The sequence below is a fragment of the Phytoactinopolyspora mesophila genome (assembly GCF_010122465.1).
In the GTDB taxonomy this organism is placed as follows: Bacteria; Actinomycetota; Actinomycetes; order Jiangellales; family Jiangellaceae; genus Phytoactinopolyspora; species Phytoactinopolyspora mesophila.
In genome coordinates this window covers 113,699-130,645 of record NZ_WLZY01000002.1, presented here as the reverse complement: position 1 = coordinate 130,645, position 16,947 = coordinate 113,699, and the positions used below count along the sequence as shown (strand labels likewise).

At 66.9% G+C, this 16,947-nt stretch carries 17 protein-coding genes; 7 read left to right on the top strand and 10 right to left on the bottom strand.

Annotated features, from left to right (window positions below):
- The first annotated feature begins 245 nt into the window (after positions 1–245).
- Positions 246–1,421 (top strand): ROK family transcriptional regulator, encoded by a 1,176-nt coding sequence (locus F7O44_RS06845; protein WP_162449491.1) that lies wholly within the window; start codon positions 246–248, stop codon positions 1,419–1,421.
- A 4-nt stretch (positions 1,422–1,425) separates the two neighbouring features.
- Here F7O44_RS06845 and F7O44_RS06840 read toward each other — a convergent pair whose 3' ends face one another.
- Genes F7O44_RS06840 through F7O44_RS06830 form a run of 3 tightly spaced genes read right to left on the bottom strand, consistent with a single transcriptional unit; the run spans position 1,426 to position 4,489 of the window.
- On the bottom strand, positions 1,426–2,808 hold the full coding sequence (locus F7O44_RS06840; RefSeq protein ID WP_162449490.1) for a glycine--tRNA ligase: 1,383 nt from the start codon (positions 2,806–2,808) through the stop codon (positions 1,426–1,428).
- A 53-nt stretch (positions 2,809–2,861) separates the two neighbouring features.
- On the bottom strand, positions 2,862–4,115 hold the full coding sequence (locus tag F7O44_RS06835) for a YibE/F family protein (RefSeq protein ID WP_162449489.1): 1,254 nt from the start codon (positions 4,113–4,115) through the stop codon (positions 2,862–2,864).
- Positions 4,112–4,489, bottom strand: a complete 378-nt coding sequence (locus F7O44_RS06830; protein WP_162449488.1) for an antibiotic biosynthesis monooxygenase family protein — start codon at positions 4,487–4,489, stop codon at positions 4,112–4,114. Before F7O44_RS06830 ends, F7O44_RS06835 begins: the two co-directional genes overlap by 4 nt.
- 271 nt (positions 4,490–4,760) lie before the next feature.
- Here F7O44_RS06830 and F7O44_RS06825 point away from each other — a divergent pair, with 271 nt between their 5' ends.
- On the top strand, positions 4,761–5,168 hold the full coding sequence (locus tag F7O44_RS06825; protein WP_162449487.1) for a DUF6703 family protein: 408 nt from the start codon (positions 4,761–4,763) through the stop codon (positions 5,166–5,168).
- Positions 5,169–5,215: 47 nt separating this feature from the next.
- On the opposite strand, the gene F7O44_RS30955 is transcribed toward F7O44_RS06825, so the two are convergent.
- Complete coding sequence (locus tag F7O44_RS30955; RefSeq protein WP_162449486.1) at positions 5,216–5,632, bottom strand: transcriptional repressor; 417 nt, start codon at positions 5,630–5,632, stop codon at positions 5,216–5,218.
- Between the two features lie 229 nt (positions 5,633–5,861).
- On the opposite strand from F7O44_RS30955, the gene F7O44_RS06815 reads away from it, so the two are divergent.
- The 3 genes from F7O44_RS06815 to F7O44_RS06805 all read left to right on the top strand — a co-directional run bounded on the left by F7O44_RS06815 (position 5,862) and on the right by F7O44_RS06805 (position 8,971).
- On the top strand, positions 5,862–7,010 hold the full coding sequence (locus tag F7O44_RS06815) for a metal ABC transporter substrate-binding protein (RefSeq protein WP_187361161.1): 1,149 nt from the start codon (positions 5,862–5,864) through the stop codon (positions 7,008–7,010).
- Between the two features lie 129 nt (positions 7,011–7,139).
- Positions 7,140–7,979: a metal ABC transporter ATP-binding protein gene (locus F7O44_RS06810; RefSeq protein WP_162449484.1), complete on the top strand. Its 840-nt coding sequence runs from the start codon at positions 7,140–7,142 to the stop codon at positions 7,977–7,979.
- Positions 7,967–8,971 carry a metal ABC transporter permease gene (locus tag F7O44_RS06805; RefSeq protein WP_222851148.1) on the top strand — a complete coding sequence of 335 codons (1,005 nt, stop codon included), beginning with the start codon at positions 7,967–7,969 and terminating at the stop codon, positions 8,969–8,971. The genes F7O44_RS06810 and F7O44_RS06805 overlap by 13 nt, the downstream gene beginning before the upstream one ends.
- 48 nt (positions 8,972–9,019) lie before the next feature.
- Here the strand turns inward: F7O44_RS06805 and F7O44_RS06800 are convergent, their stop codons facing one another.
- Positions 9,020–9,919 carry an arginase family protein gene (locus F7O44_RS06800; RefSeq protein WP_222851147.1) on the bottom strand — a complete coding sequence of 300 codons (900 nt, stop codon included), beginning with the start codon at positions 9,917–9,919 and terminating at the stop codon, positions 9,020–9,022.
- Between the two features lie 238 nt (positions 9,920–10,157).
- Here F7O44_RS06800 and F7O44_RS06795 point away from each other — a divergent pair, with 238 nt between their 5' ends.
- Positions 10,158–11,237 carry a zinc-dependent alcohol dehydrogenase family protein gene (locus F7O44_RS06795; protein ID WP_162450037.1) on the top strand — a complete coding sequence of 360 codons (1,080 nt, stop codon included), beginning with the start codon at positions 10,158–10,160 and terminating at the stop codon, positions 11,235–11,237.
- Positions 11,238–11,274: 37 nt separating this feature from the next.
- On the opposite strand, the gene F7O44_RS06790 is transcribed toward F7O44_RS06795, so the two are convergent.
- From F7O44_RS06790 to dacB, 4 genes are all read right to left on the bottom strand, one after another.
- Positions 11,275–12,390 (bottom strand): amidase, encoded by a 1,116-nt coding sequence (locus F7O44_RS06790; protein ID WP_162449483.1) that lies wholly within the window; start codon positions 12,388–12,390, stop codon positions 11,275–11,277.
- Between the two features lie 45 nt (positions 12,391–12,435).
- Positions 12,436–13,221, bottom strand: coding sequence for an isoprenyl transferase (locus F7O44_RS06785; RefSeq protein WP_162449482.1), 786 nt, complete (start codon positions 13,219–13,221; stop codon positions 12,436–12,438).
- On the bottom strand, positions 13,205–13,993 hold the full coding sequence (gene recO / locus F7O44_RS06780; protein ID WP_162449481.1) for a DNA repair protein RecO: 789 nt from the start codon (positions 13,991–13,993) through the stop codon (positions 13,205–13,207). The genes F7O44_RS06785 and recO overlap by 17 nt, the downstream gene beginning before the upstream one ends.
- Positions 13,994–14,280: 287 nt before the next feature.
- A complete protein-coding gene (gene dacB / locus F7O44_RS06775; protein ID WP_162449480.1) occupies positions 14,281–15,870 on the bottom strand; it encodes a D-alanyl-D-alanine carboxypeptidase/D-alanyl-D-alanine endopeptidase in 1,590 nt (529 codons plus the stop codon).
- Between the two features lie 132 nt (positions 15,871–16,002).
- Here dacB and F7O44_RS06770 point away from each other — a divergent pair, with 132 nt between their 5' ends.
- Positions 16,003–16,560, top strand: coding sequence for a carboxymuconolactone decarboxylase family protein (locus F7O44_RS06770; RefSeq protein WP_162449479.1), 558 nt, complete (start codon positions 16,003–16,005; stop codon positions 16,558–16,560).
- Between the two features lie 56 nt (positions 16,561–16,616).
- On the opposite strand, the gene F7O44_RS06765 is transcribed toward F7O44_RS06770, so the two are convergent.
- Positions 16,617–16,943 (bottom strand): hypothetical protein, encoded by a 327-nt coding sequence (locus F7O44_RS06765; protein WP_162449478.1) that lies wholly within the window; start codon positions 16,941–16,943, stop codon positions 16,617–16,619.
- Positions 16,944–16,947 lie beyond the last annotated feature (4 nt).

Here is a 16,947-nt window from a genome sequence, read left to right as displayed (position 1 = left end):
TTGACGTCAAGGGTCGACCGGCACCGAGCTGGAGCGAATGTTTGGCCACCATTCGTGCCGCTGTCGCATGATGTCCGGCACACTAACTGCATCTACTCAACTAACGCAAGCTCCAATCGAACTTAGTGGCACACTTTCGTTCGAGCACCTCGGTTCACTCCTGACCAGCACGAAGTCCTGGCCTGCTAGGGTCGGACCTCAGCAGGAGATCGAAATAAGTAACCAACTTTTTACGACGGGAAGACATGCAGGTGGGAACGCCCGGCCGGGGGCACGCCGACGAGTCCGCTCCGACCGCGGCGAGCATCATCAGCCTGCTCGCGGCTGAGCACGTCAACTCACGTAGAGACATCGCCCGGGAGCTGGGCCTGGCGCCCTCCACCGTGTCACTTCGGGTCCAGGAACTGATCGACTCCGGCCTCGTGGTCGAGGACGGCAGCGGCACATCGACGGGTGGCCGGCGCCCGCGTATGTTGCGGATCAACCGCTCAGCAGGCCACGTTCTCGTCGCGGATCTCGGCGGGCGACATGCCCGCCTGGCCCGGATGGACCTGCTGGGCGAACCCCGGGAGGCGGCCGACATCACGCTGGACGTCGCCGCCGGCCCGGAGGCTGCCCTCGAAACGCTAGCCGCTTCCCTGGCTCAACTGAACGATGGCGCAGCTGACCTCGGCGGTCTCCGCGGCGTCGGGCTGGCGCTGCCCGGGCCGGTCGACGTATGGCACGGCCGGGTCGACTCGCCGTCCCGCATGCCCGGCTGGCACCACTTTCCCATTCGGGATTGGATGGCCAACCGTTTCGCCGTGCCCTGTGCCGTCGAGAACGACGCGAACGCGATGGCCTTGGCCGAACACCGGGCGCATCACCAACAGCTGCCACACGCCCGGCACAGCATCCTGGCCAAGGCCGGTGCCGCGATCGGGTGTGGGCTGATCGTCGATGGCCGGATCTACCGCGGCGGCTCCGGCGCCGCCGGCGACATCACCCACGTGCGGGTGTCGGCCGCGGACCATCGGGCGTGCAGCTGCGGCAACGTCGGCTGCTTGGAGACTATCGCCAGCGGCTCCGCCCTGGTGCGTGCGCTCCGAGAGGACGGTCTCGACGTCAACAGCACCGCTGAGGTGGTCGAAGCGACCCGCAACGCCGACCCGATCGCGACCACCCGCGTCCGCAACGCGGGACGCTCACTCGGGGAGACGCTCAGCCCAGTAGTCAATTTCGTCAACCCCGACGCGGTGTTCCTCGGTGGGCTGCTCTCAGTCGTCGAGCCCTTCGTCGCCGCCGTCCGAAGTCAACTCTACGAAGGCTGCCACCCACTGATTACCCGCGATCTGCACATCGGTCAGAGCCGAACCGGCCCGGACGCCGGGATCCGCGGTGTCGGCCGGGCCATCCTCGATCAGATCTTCGCACCCGCGTGATCTCTCAACAGACCGGGATCCGCTCCGCGAGGTAAGCCTCGATCCGGTCGAGCCCGACCCGTTCCTGCCGCATCGAGTCACGTTCCCGCACGGTCACAGCCTGATCGTCGCGGGTATCGAAATCGACCGTGACACAGAAGGGCGTGCCGATCTCATCCTGGCGACGGTAGCGACGTCCGATCGCGCCGGCGTCGTCGAACTCCACATTCCAGCGCGCCCGCAGTGTCTTCGCCAGCTCACGAGCCATCGGAGACAGCTCCGCGTTGCGCGACAACGGCAACACCGCGGCCTTGACCGGCGCCAGTCGCGGATCGAATCGCAGCACCGTACGGCGGTCAAGGCCGCCCTTGGCGTTGGGGGCCTCGTCCACGTCGTAGGCGTCGAGCAGGAAAGCCAGTACCGAGCGGGTCAGGCCTGCCGCCGGCTCGATCACGTAGGGGACCCAGCGCTGGCCCTTCTCCTGATCGAAGTAGCCGAGGTCGACGCCGGAGTGCTTCGCGTGGGTAGCCAGGTCGAAATCGGTGCGGTTGGCGATCCCCTCCAGCTCGGCGAACTCCGCGCCGCCGAACCGGAACCGGTATTCGATGTCGACGGTCCGCTTGGAGTAGTGGGACAGCTTCTCCGCCGGGTGTTCGTAGTAGCGCAGGTTCTCCTCGGAAATACCGAGATCGACGTACCAGCTCCAGCGCTCCTGCAACCAGTATTCGTGCCATTGCTCGTCGGTGCCGGGCTCGACGAGAAACTCCATCTCCATCTGCTCGAATTCACGGGTGCGGAAGATGAAGTTGCCCGGAGTGATCTCGTTGCGGAACGACTTTCCCGTTTGGGCGATACCGAACGGCGGCTTCTTACGCGCGGTGTTCATCACGTTCTGGACGTTGACGAAGATGCCCTGCGCGGTCTCCGGGCGAAGGAAATGCAGGCCCTCGCCGGTGTCGACCGGCCCGAGAAAGGTCTTGAGCAGCCCGTTGAACATCCTCGGTTCGGTCCAGGAGTGTTTGGCGCCGCAGTCAGGGCACGGCACACCTGCCAGCCCACCCTCGGGAGCTCTGCCCTTACGCTCGGTGAACTCGTCTTCCAGGTGGTCCGTGCGGAATCTGTGGTGACACGACTGGCACTCGACAAGCGGGTCCACGAATGCATCGACGTGTCCCGACGCCATCCAGACCTCACGAGGCAGTATCACCGCAGAATCAAGGCCGACCACGTCGTCGCGCTGCTGCACGATGGCTCGCCACCACTGGCGCCGGATGTTCTCCTTGAATTCCACCCCCAGCGGTCCGTAGTCCCAGGCTGACCGGGTGCCGCCGTAGATGTCCCCGGTGGCGTAGACGAATCCGCGCCGCTTGGCGAGCGAGACCACGGCATCGACAGGGGACACGGGCACTGGTGATCACTCCATCCGGCTGGCTGTCGGCGAGACATCAGCCTCCGACGTTATCAACGAGTCTTCGAGGCGGCGCGGGCACCGCCACGACCAGACCGCTGGCGGCGTTTGCCGGCCGGTTCCGGCTGCCCTTGACGCACGGCCAGGACCGCGAGACCAGTGGTGACGGGCACCGCCGCGATGATGCCCAGTCCGCCGACCAGCGCCCGGACCACCTCCTGGGCCACCGCTTCGGTGGTGACGGCGTCGATGACGCCCTGCCCGGCCACGCTGAACAGCATGAGCAGCGGCAACGACGCGCCGACGTAGGCGAGGACCAGCGTGTTCACCGTCGCGGCGACATGCTCGCGGCCGATGCGCATCCCAGCCGCGAAGAGTTCTGTGCGCGACGAGTTGGGATCGGCCATCGACAGTTCCCAGATGGTGGCCGTCTGGGTCACCGTGGTGTCGTCAAGGACACCCAGTGCGCCGACGACGAGCCCCGCGAGCAGCAGGCCCCTGATATTGAACTCGGCGTTCACCGTACCTATGTAAGCCGCGGCGTGATCGACCAATCCGGTGAATTGCCCCAGGGCGGTGAACAGCGCGCCCAGCAATCCGGTCAGCGTCAAGCTGATCAGAGTCCCGATCAGAGCCACCGATGTCCGGATCGAGATGCCATGCGACATATACAACGTGACGATCATGATCACTGACGCGCCCACCACCGCCACGGCCAGCGGCTCCTTGCCGGCCAGAAGAGCTGGCAACAGGAATGTGATCAGGACGACCACCGAGATCACCAGCCCACCCAGGGCCGCCAGGCCTCGCCACCTGGACAGCACGACCACCGCCACGGCGAAGAGGATGGCCAGCCAGAGCAACGGCATGCCACGTTGGAAGTCGGTGACCTCGTAGCGCTGGTCCAGAGGCTGTTCGAAAGCGCCGGCCAGCACTACCTTGTCGCCGACGTCGAAAGCGGGAGCTCCCTCGCCGAACCACAGCGACACCACCGTTTCCTCGCCCTTGTCCGGGCCCGAAGTGATTTCGACGACGCCTTCCCGGCACTCGCCTGAAGGCTGGCCACCGTGACTGTGACCACCCGGTGGTGGCGCGTCCTGGACGTCCTCGCAAGGCCGGATGTCGGTGATGACGGCATCGGTGCGCACCCCGGAGTCGATACGGGGCGGATCATCGGTGGGCCACAAGACGATCAAGCCGACGATCGTGACCACGATCAGCGGCAGCAGAACCGAGAGGACGGCTTTGCGCACCCGCGGGCCCGCTGGTGGCGTGTCGGGATGCATGTGCGAGTGCGACCCGGTCACTGTGCTCCCCCGTCCAGGTCGGTGGTCACCGATGGCGCGGCCGCGTCGCCCAGTCCGACGTCTTCGGCATCCGCCGCCCGCGCGCTGGTGTCGGAGTCGGTCAGGATCTCGAACGCGGTCGGCTCGTCGATCGCCAGGGACAGCAGCGGCACCGCCCGCAGCTTGACGTCGTACGACGACAACGCCCGCCGATACGAGCCGACGTCGCGCCATTGGCTACTGAGCACCCAAAGCGTGGGGTCGTCGACGGCGCGGCCGACATGCCCTGCTTGCCAGCCAGGTTGTCCGGCGAGTGCACTCAACGCCGCGCGCGCCTGGTCGCGAAAGGTCAGGGCGTCCTGGCGGGGGACCCGGTACCGGGTGACCACGAGCATTTCGGTCCTTTCAGCCCCCGGCGACACACAGCACGAGCCACGACACCGTGCACACGGCAGATGGCGCCATGGCCCGATGTCCGATTCGTCCCGCCAGCGAGCGAACGCGCCGACGGCATGCCAACGCCCGGGTGGCAATATTGACAGTGCATGGCAGAGCATAGTGAGCCTAGAGCCACTCGCACTAACGCCGTACCATGCATGGAGCCCTCAGCGAAGACGAATCACAGCCCGGAATCCCACCGGGACCGTCCCAGACATAAGGACAGTCGTGCCGAACAACCGCCGTCAGCAACGCCGCTCCCCCAACCGGCGCCCGGGCACTCCGGGATCGGCTCCACGGGCCCCTCGCCCGGGTAGTACTCGACGTCCCGGCCCGTCGCCTGCTCCGCAGCCGGGTTGGCGGGCCAACCTCGAGCGAGTCAGTTACCCGCTGCTGGTCCGGCTGACAAGCGCACCCAAGTGGCTGCTGGGAGTAGTCACCGCCGGCATCCTGCTGGGTGGCCTGCTCGCGCCCGCACCGTGGGCCCCCTTGCTACTCAGCGTCGTGATCGTGTTTCTGTCCTGGCTGCTGGTCCTGGCCTGGCCAAGGCTCGAGCCGACGCCGAGGATGATCCGGACCGCTGTGATCGGTGCACTAGTAGCCATTGTGATCGCGCAGTCGGCAGGCGTGCTGTAGCGCCCGCTGCCCGGCCCCGCGCCGACTCGAGAGTCGCTAGCTGCTTGTCATTTCTGACCGGCGCAGCGCGGACAGGTGCCGAAGATCTCGAGCGTGTGGGCGACGTCGATGTAGCCGTAATCTTTGGCCACCGAAGTTGTCCACCGCTCAACCGCGGGCCCGGCGATCTCCACCGTGGCACCACACGACCGGCATACCAGGTGATGGTGGTGCTCATCGCGCTCACACCGCCGGTATGCGGCCTCGCCGCCGGCCGTGCGCAGGACGTCCACCCGGCCGTCGTCCGCCAGCGACTGCAATGTGCGATAAACCGTGGCGAGCCCGACACTGAGACCACGCGAGCGCAAAATGGCGTGCAGGTCCTGCGCGCTGATGAAATCTTCTGTCTCGTCGAGCACTTCGTCGACAGCCGCCCGTTGCCGCGTCCGGCGATGCTCTTTGACCGGTTGCTCTTGTGGCGACACTGGATGCGCCCGCCTCCCGTGCGATTCGATTGCCTGTGCAGGTCCCCAGCTTAGCTTTCGCGAAGCCGATTCCGGGCACCCCACGCTCCCCCAACTGTGTCGCTCTTCCTTGGCGCGACCAACGCTTCGGCTGGCCGTCGCTGAGTCAGGACACCTGATGATACCGACGCGCACCAACGGCTGCCGTCGTTTTTGACAATGGTTGTCACTTTATCTGAGAATGTCTCCCATGACCAGGCGCTCCTTCACTCGTGGGCTCGCCGTTCTTGCCACTTCCGGCCTGCTGCTCGCCAGCTGCGCCTCGGACGATGGCAGTTCGGACGACACCAATTCCTCCGACGACGCATCTTCCGACGGTGACGGCCCGGCCATCCTGGCCGCGTTCTACCCCCTGGCCTTTGTTGCCGAACGGGTCGCGGGCGAACACGGTTCAGTGGAGAACCTCACCCAGCCGGGCGTGGAATCACACGACATGGAGCTGACCGGCCAGCAGGTGGGTTCGGTCGCGGATGCGGATTTCGTGCTCTATCTCGAGGGTTTCCAGCCCGCCGTTGACGCCGCCATCGAGCAAAGCAGCTCCGGGCCGGTGCTGGATGTCGCCCAAGTCGTCGAGCTCATCCCGGACGATCACGACCACGGCCACGAAGACGATGACCACGGCCACGAAGACGACGATGACCACGGCCACGAAGACGACGATGACCACGGCCACGAAGACGATGACGACCACGGCCACGAAGACGATGACGACCACGGCCACGAAGACGATGACGACCACGGCCACGAAGACGACGCCCACGGCCACGAAGACGACGCCCACGGCCACGAAGACGACGCCCACGACCACGGCGATCTAGAGGGCGATCCGCACCTGTGGCTCGACCCCGCCAACATGGCTGCCATCGCCGAAGGGGTCGCCGACGTCCTGGCTGAGATCAACCCCGAGCACGCCGACACGTATCACGCCAACGCCGAGGCTCTGCAGGCCGAGCTCGAGGAACTGGACGAAGACTTCCGCGACGGCTTAGCCCAATGCGAACGGACGCTGATCGTTGTCAGCCACGAAGCCTTCGGGTACCTCGCGAATCGCTACGGGCTGGAGCAGCTGGGTGTGGCCGGCCTCGACCCGGACTCCGAGCCCTCGGCCGCCCGGGTCGCGGAGGTCCACGACACCGTGCGTGAGGAAGGCATCACCACCGTCTTCTACGAGCCGCTCACCAGTCCCGACGTTATCGAGGCCATCGCGGGAGACCTCGGGTTGGAGACCGACGTGCTCGACCCGATCGAAGGTCTCACCGACGACACCCTGGACGAGGACTACATCAGCCTGATGCGGGCGAACCTGGAAGCGCTGCGCGCTGCCAACGGATGTTCTTAGAACCGGCGCGAATCGCGGTCGCGGGGCAATGGTGTCCCGCGACCCAGCGATCGGAGTACCGTCTGCATTCATGGATTCTCGCGATACTCGTGCGACCCGCGCCATCCGGCACCGCGTGATGACTCGCTCATGAGTGAACTCATCGTCGATGTGCGTGATCTGACCGTGGAGCTCGGTGAACGGCCCGTGCTCCACGGCATCGACTTCCAGGTGTCCCGTGGCGAGGTTGTCACTTTGCTCGGCGCCAACGGTTCCGGAAAGTCCACGCTGGTGCGCGCGATCGTCGGGCTGATCCCGCCGGTGACGGGTGACATCACCATCTTCGGACAGCCGCTTCGCTCATTTCATGACTGGCCGCGCCTCGGCTACGTCCCACAGCGAACCACCGCCGCGGGAGGGGTGCCGGCCACGGTGCGCGAGGTCGTAGCCTCCGGCCGGTTGGCGCGTCGCAAGCCGTTCTGGCCGTCCACCCGCAGCGACCGCGAGGCCGTCGACCGCGCTATCGAGATGGTCGGACTGGCCGACCGCGCCGACGACGGCATCCACACCCTGTCCGGCGGGCAACAGCAGCGCGCGCTTATTGCCCGGGCCGCTTCCGGCGACCCCGATCTGCTTGTGCTCGACGAGCCGAACGCAGGTGTCGACCAACGTAGCCAGGAAGCCTTCGCCCGATCACTGCGGACATTCGTCGCCTCTGGACGCACGGTACTACTGGTGCTGCACGATATGGGCCCGTTAGAACCTCTCGTGAGCCGGGGCGTCGTTCTTGATGCCGGCCGTGTGGCGTACGACGGGCCTGTCCCGGTGCCGGTCGCGGCCGGCCGCCACGTAGGACACCCGGGTGCGCATTCCGCTGCCGTCGCGGGGGGATCGGCTGCTGACGGCACTATCGGCGTGCCCAGTGCCGTGCCCAACGACCACCCGCACAGCTCCGACGAAGAGACAGGGCCGTTCGGATGGACTTCCTGAACCTCGACCTACTGAGCTACCCGCATATGCAGCGGGCGCTGATCGCCGCCCTGTTGACGGGCCTGGCCGCGCCGGCCGTCGGCACCTATCTGGTGCACCGCCGGCTCGCACTCATGGGCGACGGGATCGGGCATGTGGCGCTGACCGGTGTGGCGGTCGGGTTGCTGACCGGCTGGGCGCCGGTCTGGACGGCCGTCGCCGTGGCGATTCTCGGCGCGGTGACGATCGAACTCGTCCGGGCGCATGGGCGGGCGTCCGCGGACGTCGCACTGGCCATGCTCTTTTACGGCGGTATCGCCGGCGGTGTCCTGCTGACCGGCCTGGCTGGTAGCACCGCCGCGACACTGAACACCTATCTGTTCGGCTCTATCACCACGGTCTCGCAGGAAGACCTCTGGGTGATCGGGATCTTGGCGGTGGTCGTCATCGTCTTGTCGATCGGTATGAGCCCGCAACTGTTCGCCGTGTGCCAGGACGAAGAGTATGCCCGAGCCTGCGGGCTGCCGGTCCGGTTGTACAGCATCATGATCGCGGTGATGGCGGCGGTCACCGTCGCCGTAGCCATGCGAACTGTCGGGCTGCTGCTGGTCAGCGCTCTCATGGTGGTACCCGTTGCCACCTCGATGCAGCTGACTCGTGGCTTCCGGACCACGTTCGCGCTCGCGCTGGCGCTCGGACTTGTCCCGTCACTGGCGGGCGTCGTGTTCTCATACCATGTCGACGTCGCGCCGGGAGCCAGCATCGTGGTGATCGCCCTGGCCGGGTTCGCGCTGGCGTGGCCGCTGGGGACCTTTTTACGTCGCCACCGGCAGCGGCGACGGCCCGACGACGAGGACCCGAGGGTCACCGGCACTCACGTGCCGTCCGAGGAACACCCGCATCAACATGACGAGAACTGCGGGCACCCAGCGGTGGAGCATGGCGACCACACCGACTACCTGCACGACGGCCATCTACATGCGGCGCACGGCAAGCACTACGACGAACACTGATAGGTGGAGAATCCGCTCACTGATCCAACAGGGGGCGAGGAACAGGCACTAACGTTCGTCGCTGAGCACGGTGACGAGAAGGTCAGCGAGGCGACGGCCATACCCGAAGCCGGGATCGAGATCGGGGTCGTAAATGGTGACGTCGAGGCCCACAGCTCGGGGTGATGCCAGAAGGCGCCGCAGCACCGTGCCCAGTTCTTCCCACCTGAGCCCACCGGGTTCGGTGCTGTCAACAGCGGGCATGAGCTTCGGGTCGAGAACATCGGCGTCGAGGTGAATCCAGAACCCATCCAGCTCGGGCCGCTCCACAGTGCCCAACGCGTCGGAGGCCGCTGCGGCCGGGTCACCCGCCACCGCCGGTGCCCCGATCAGGTGCATACCGTGTGATGCCGCCTCAGCCGAGCACTCGTCGTCCGGCCGTACCCCCACAGCGACGACGTCCTCCGAGCGTAGGTATGGTCGCCGGCCATCCAGTTCCGCGAGTGAGCCGCCCAGACCGGTCATGAACGCGAGGCTCTCCCCACCAGCGGCGACACCGGCGTCGGCCATGTTTCCAGGATGCCGGTAATCCAGGCCGTCGAGTGATACCAGACCGAAGCGCCCGGTCCGCTGCAACGCCAATCCAACTCCGACCAGGATGCTGCAGTCACCACCGAGAATCAGGGGTGGATGCGAATGTCCGAGTAGGTCTTGAATCCGGCTGGCGAGCTCACGCGAATGGTCCGCGATGGCTTGCTCGTTGCGCACCCGGCCCGGCACCCAATCCGGGCGGTATCGCGCCGGTGTCACCACGCCGGCATCCTGAGCACTCAGCCGGGTGAGCAGCCCGGCGTCCCGCAAGACGCCCGGCGCTTTGTAGCACCCCGGCACGGCTCCGTCCTCGGGTGGGCGCAGCCCAAGGCTGGTGGGAGCGTCGAGCACGGCCAGTCGCCGTCCGCGCATCGCCATTGCCTCTGCCTCCGTTTCCGGGCATCCCGGATCCGTCATCCCGTGCGACGGATATCCAGATTCTCCTGTGCACCCGCACGCTAGCAGCGCGCACCGACAGCCCAGACTCTTCCGGTGATCGTCAGGGCGTTGTGGTTGCTACCCCGCAGCCACAACCCACTGACGATCACCTCATAGCAACCACAACGCCCTGACGATCACCGGGGAGTTTGGCCACTATGGTTGGCCCGTGCGAGCCATGATCTACGAGGGGTTCCAGGAGCGGCCTGAGATCCGCGACGTTCCGCGGCCGCAGTGTCCGCCCGACGGCGCCGTCGTCCGGGTCGAGGCCACCGGGCTGTGCCGCAGCGACTGGCACGGCTGGATGGGGCACGACCCCGACATCACGCTCCCCCACGTACCCGGTCACGAGTTCGCGGGCACCATCGCCGAGGTCGGCGCCGAGGTCACCGGCTGGACCGCCGGAGACCGGGTAACCACCCCGTTCGTGAACGCGTGCGGTCGGTGCCCGCGCTGTCGCGCCGGCGATCAACAAGTGTGTGACCAGCAGACCCAGCCCGGATTCACCCACTGGGGATCGTTCGCTGAGCTGACGGTCGTCCGGCATGCCGACGTCAACCTGGTGCGGCTGCCGGCCGCGATCAGTGCCGCCGCGGCCGCGAGCCTCGGCTGCCGGTTCGCCACCGCCTATCGGGCCGTCGTCGACCACGGCGGCATCGGCCCGAAAGATCCTCAACCGGCGACTCCGGTCTCGAACCACGGCGGTGAACACGATCCGGACACATGGATCGCCGTGCACGGCTGTGGCGGCGTCGGGCTGTCAGCCGTCATGATCGCCGCGGCCCACGGCGCGAACGTCGTCGCCGTGGATATCTCGAGCCGGGCGCTCGAGGCGGCCCGCACATTCGGCGCGACGGCCGTCGTCAACGGCTCGAAGGACGACGTCCCCGCAGCGGTACGGGAACTGACCGGCGGCGGCGCCCACGTCTCTCTCGACGCCCTCGGCCACACGACGACGTTCCAGAACTCACTGCACAGCCTGCGCCCCCGCGGCCGGCATGTGCAGGTTGGCCTGCTGGTCGCCGACGCCGCGACGCAGGCGGTGGCGATGGGACCGGTCGTCGCCCAAGAGCTCGAACTCGTGGGCAGCCATGGCATGCCCGCCCACCATTACCCGCGCATGCTGGACGAGATCGTTTCCGGACTGCTCCGTCCGGAGCTACTGCTCGGCCGGGAGATGACGCTGGACGAGGGTGTGGATGCGCTCATAGCGATGTCCGGATCGTCGCCCACCGGCGTGACGATCCTCCGGCCCTGAGGCGCCGCGGAACCACCGGCAAATTATTCCGAACGGGCTAGCCGAGGGCTCCTTCGACGACGGCGGCCGCCGCGAGCAAGAGTTCCTCTTCATGCCAACCACCGACCATCTGAAGCGACGCCGGGAATCCACCGTCGGGGCGGGCCACCGGGATCGACACGGCCGGCAGCCCGGCCAGGTTGAGCGGCACGGTCAGATAGGTCATCGCGGTCCGCTCGCCGAACCGGGGCGGCTGCTCGCGCAGTGTCGGAAGGGCCAGGAACCGGTGCTCCCGCAGGAGCGCGCCGATACGTTCCCGGGCGGCATGCCCGGCCCGGCGTGCCTGTGTGACCTGCGCGGCTGACAACTCACCACCCTCCGTGATGAGCCTGGTGTGGTCCGCCTCCAGCCGATCCGCGCGATCGAGAAGATGCCGCTGCGCCCAGTAGCCTTCGGCCGACATGATCACATTTGCGGCGGCGATCCATTCCTCCCACTCCGCGATGACGACGTCGGTGAGCCGCACACCGGCAGCGGCCAGCGCGGCGTCCAGCGCGTCGTCGATTCCTGGTTCGACGCCGGGGAATCGCAGCCGGGCCGCGGTGAGCGGCACCTCCCCCGGCTCGGCGCTGCTGAAGCCGGGCTCCATCAGGCGCATCCCCACAGCCAGCCCGGCGGCGTCGCGTGCCAGCGGCCCCACGGTGTCGAGGGTGCGGGAGAATTCGTAGACGCCGTGTGTCGGGATCCGGCCGGCCGTCGTCTTGAGCCCGGCGATCCCGCAACATGCGGCGGGAACCCGCACCGAGCCACCGGTGTCGGTCCCGTAGGCGACATCGGCCTCGTCCCGCGCGACGGCGACGGCCGATCCGCTGGACGAGCCGCCGGGCAGCCGCTCCGGATCGATCGGGTTGACCGGCGTGCCGGTCCAGGCGTTGAGCCCGTGGATACGCCGGCACAGCTCGACGAGATTCGTCTTGCCGACGATCCGGGCGCCCTGCCGCCGAGCTGTGTCCACAACGGGAGCGTCGAACTCGGCTGCGACGGCGTCCTCGGCGACGGCCCGGCTACCCGCGGTGGTCGGCGTGCCCGCAACGTCGATACAGTCTTTGACCGCCAGCCGCGGCCCATCACCGCTGGAGTCGAGGCGAAGCAACCACGTCGAGTCAGTACCCATCCACCCGATCTTGCCCTACGGCCCGCACGAATAGGGGCGCCGGGCTCACACGGCCGGGGCTGCGGGGTCGGCACCTCCGTAGCGGCGGTCTCGCCGGGCGTAGATCTCGACCGCCCGCCACAGGTCACGGCGGTCGAATTCCGGCCACAATGTGTCGAGGAAGACCATCTCGGCGTATGCCGCCTGCCACAACATGAAGTTAGACGTACGCTGCTCCCCCGACGAACGCACGAACAGGTCGGCATCAGGCAAGTCGGGGTTGTAGAGATAGCGGGCCAGCGTCTTCTCGTTGACTCGCTTCGGGTTCACCCGGCCGGCCGCGACGTCAGCTGCCAGCGCCGCCGCGGCGTCGCCGAGCTCGGCACGGCCGCCGTAGTTCACACAGAACTGCAGTGTGATGACGTCGTTCTTCTTGGTACGACGCTCGGCATAGGCAAGCTCGTCGATCACACTCTTCCACAACCGGGGACGACGCCCGGCCCAGCGGATCCGCACGCCCAACGCGTCGAGCTCGTCCCGGCGACGATGAATGACGTCGCGGTTGAATCCCATCAGGAAGCGGACCTCGTCCGGCGAACGGCGCCAGTTCTCGGTGGAGAACGCGTACGCCGACAGGCAGCCGATCCCCATCTCGATGGCACCGTGGATCACGTCCAGCAGCGCCGCCTCACCCGCCTCATGGCCCTTGGTGCGGGGCAGGCCGCGTTGGTTGGCCCAGCGTCCGTTCCCATCCATGACGATGGCCACATGTTTGGGCACCAGCTCCCGCGGGATGGGCGGCGGGGTGGCGCCGGACGGATGTGGCGGCGGCGTGTCATACCGCTTCGTCATGCTGCTCCAACTGTTGGGCGTCCACCACGTTCTTCTCCCGATACACCCGCTCGACCAGGGGCAGCGAACGCAACCCTCGCTCCAGGTGCCACTGTAGAAAGGCGGCGGTGATGCCGCTGGCCTCCCTCCGAGCACGGTTCTCGCTGGCGTCGGCGACGGACCAGTCACCCGCCAGCAACGCCCCCAGCAAGGCCATGGTGTCCGCCGACGGCGCGACGGTGCCAGACGGCCGGCACGACGGGCAGACCGTGCCACCGGCCTGCACGGAGAACAACCGATGTGGCCCGGCAGAGCTGCAGCGCGCACAGTCGGTGAAGCTCGGTGCGAACCCAGCGATGGCCAGCCCACGCAACAAATAGGCGTCAAGAACCAGGCCGGAGTCGTGATCGCCGTTGGCCAGCGCGCGCAACGCACCCACGAGCAGCTGATACTGCTGGATGGCCGGTTCACGTTCTTCCGCGCTCAGCCGCTCCGCCGTCTCGAGGATCGCGGTGCCGGCGGTGTAACACGAATAGTCGGCACAGATGGTTGTCCCTAGCGGGGCCAGAGTCTCTACCTGGGTCACGACATCCAGGCTGCGTCCGGTGGCGAATTGGACGTCGACGTGCATGAACGGCTCCAGCCGCGCGCCGAAGCGGCTGCTGGTGCGGCGCACCCCTTTGGCGACGGCCCGGATCCGGCCGTTGCCACGGGTGAGCAACGTGACGATCCGGTCGGCTTCACCCAGCTTCTGGGTGCGCAGCACAACCCCTTCGTCGCGATAGAGACTCACGTACCCATTGTCCGCCACCGCGGACTGTTCCCGGTCAGAGGCTCGCCGTTGACGCCGATGCTTGCCACGTTCCGGACAACGGTTCCGAACACGGCACCGGCGCTCGCAGGACGTGTCCCCACGAGCGCCGGTCCGGGCTCCGCCAGCCGGGATTGATACCCCGTCGCTACTGATACTTTCTCGGGCCCCACGGACTTCGTGGCCTCCCGTAACGTTTCGCGGCGCCGCCAGGCGTCTATCCGTTACGTGAGGCCACGAAGGTCGTCCGCACTACCGACGGTTCTTCGTCAGCAGGCCTTCGTCCAGGAACATTCGAGATCGTCCGGCATCTCGGCGGGTGGTTCCGGAACGCTGAACGTCCCCATCGGCGATTCACCGTCGGCCGAATGTTCGGCCAGGCGCACCACGATCTGGTCCTCCAGGTCGCTGGGCTTGCCGCTCAGGTAGTAGTTGAGCAGTATCGAGTAGACGAGTTCGTCACCGTCGGCCGTGGTGACGTACCCTGAGAGCCCGGTCGCGCCGGTGAGCGTTCCGGTCTTGCCCACAGCGTTGCCTTCAGCGGCTGTCCCCGACATCCGGGACCGCAGCGTACCTCCGACCAGTCGCTCTTCGATTCCGGCCACCGGCATCGACTCGTACCACTGGTCGTACCACGTCTCGTCCTGGATGCTGCGCAACAGGGTGATGAGCTCGTTGGCCGGGATCCAGTTGCGGCGCCCCAGACCCGAACCGTCGGCAATCGCCATGTTGCCCGGCTCGACATCCCAGCCCCGCAGCGACTCCCGCACGGCTTCCCGCCCGGCCGCCCAGGTTCCGGCGCCGGCTGTTTCCCTGCCCATGGCTTTCATCAGCACTTCGGCATGGCCGTTGTTGCTGAGCTTCATGAAGGGGATGAGCAGTTCGCTCAACGACATGGACTCGTGCGCGGCAAGAACACGGGCGTCGCCCGGAGTGCTGCCGCGAGAGATGCCTTCCCGGACGTGCACGCCACGGTCTTCCAGTGCCGCCAGGAACAGGTGCGCCGCGAAGTCGGTCGGCTCCCAGACAGTCCGCCACACCCGGCTTCCCGAACCATCGGTTGCGATGGTGCCGCTGATGCGGATCGTGTTGCCGCCCCGCTCCCGGTCGATGGAGAGCGACCGCCCAGTACCTGCCTCGGTGGTCGTGGCGTCGTTGACGATCTCCACGTACTCGTTCTCCGGAGTCATGGTGACCTGGGGCGCGTCGCCCACCCGCCTGCCTGGATCCACCTCGATGATGACCGTGCCGGCGTCGTAGTCGGTGTCCGGCGCCGCGGTCAGCGCGGAGATCTGCGCCGAGTAATAGAACGGCTCATCGTCCCAGTCCCAGCCGAGGCCGAGCCGAACGTCGTCGAACCACGTGTCGTCAGCGACCACACCCCCATGTACACGTTGAATGCCGGCGTCGGCGATCTCGTCCGCCAACGCCTCGTAGTCCTCGACGAGCATGGTCGGATCGCCGGTGCCGCGCAGGTAAAGGTCACCGGCGAGGATTCGCCCGGTGTGCCGGGCATCGGTCTCAACAGTAGTGGTGAAGGTGTAGTCGGGCCCGAGGACGTCCATGGCTGCCGCCGACGTCACGATCTTCTGATTCGATGCGGGCATCAGCCGGTTTTCGCCGTTGCGCTCATAGAGCACCTCACCGCTCGCAGCGTCGGCGACCACGACGGACGCCTGACTGCCGTCCATGCGTGGATCAGCGAGGATCTCGTCGATATCGGCGGCCAGATCCTGCACGGCGGGGGCAAGTTCGTCTTTGCTGTCCGTTGCTGGCAACGCGGACGGAACGACGTTGAAGGCCGCCACCAGCCCACCGGCGGCTAAGGTAGCGATCACGTTCCGGGTTCGACCGTGCATCTAGTCTCCTCGGGTTCGCTCGGGAAGATCTCTCCTGAGGTCTAGACCATCCTGGAATTCTTTTGCACGTGTCAAGAGATTGGTGGATTAATTCTTGATATATGAGCATTTCGGCCAAGATATTGTGGCGTTATGAGTCGAATCCCCCGTCCGGCGCCTGACGAACTCGATGACGAGCAGCGGCGGCTGCATGCGTCGATCACGTCCGGGAGCCGGTCCAGCGGGCCACGCCTGTTTCGGCTTGCCGACGACGAAGGCCGGCTCGAGGGACCGTTCAACGCCATGCTGCTCAACCCGGCCATCGGAGACCCACTCCAGCAGGTCGGTGTGGCGCTCCGGTACCAGGGACGGCTCTCCGACCGTAGCCGTGAGATCGCCGTCCTCGCCGTCGCCGCGCATTGGCAGTCGGCTTTCGAGCAGCGGGCACACGAGGCCGTCGGCGCTCACGCCGGGCTCACCGATGCCGAACTGAAGGCCCTGCGTGCGCAGGGCCCGCTGGATCTCGACGATCCGGAGGAATCGGCGGTTCTGCTGATCACGCGGCACGTGCTACGGCATCGGGATCTCGACGACGAGCGCTACCGTGACGTCTCCGCGACCCTCGGAGCGGACAAACTCTTCGAGCTCACCACACTCATCGGCTACTACTCCACGTTAGCGCTGCAGATGCGTGTCTTCGCCGTCGAGTAATTCCCTTCCGCGGCTACCCCGGCGCCGGGCCAGCCGAGCGTGAAAAGCGTCCATGCCTACAGCTCCGTCCGCGTGAGCTGAGGGAATCTCTCTTCCCAGAGCGCCCGGACGCGGCCGGGAAGGAACATGCGCGGCCAAGCTCGGCGAAGCATGGCGCCGTTGACATAACGGCAGAGATCCTCCACGTCCATGGCTTCCCGCAGAACGCGTTCGTACATGACGCTCAGTTCACGCGGATCGTCGAGGTTGTACGTGCCCTGCTCGGACCAGTCCAGCCGGGAAGGCAGCGTCACCTCGCCCCGCGTCGGGCCGGTGAGCTCTTCCAGCGTGTCCGGTACGACGTAGGGCCGCTCCTCGGAGTAGCGAATACGACGCTCGACCATGGTG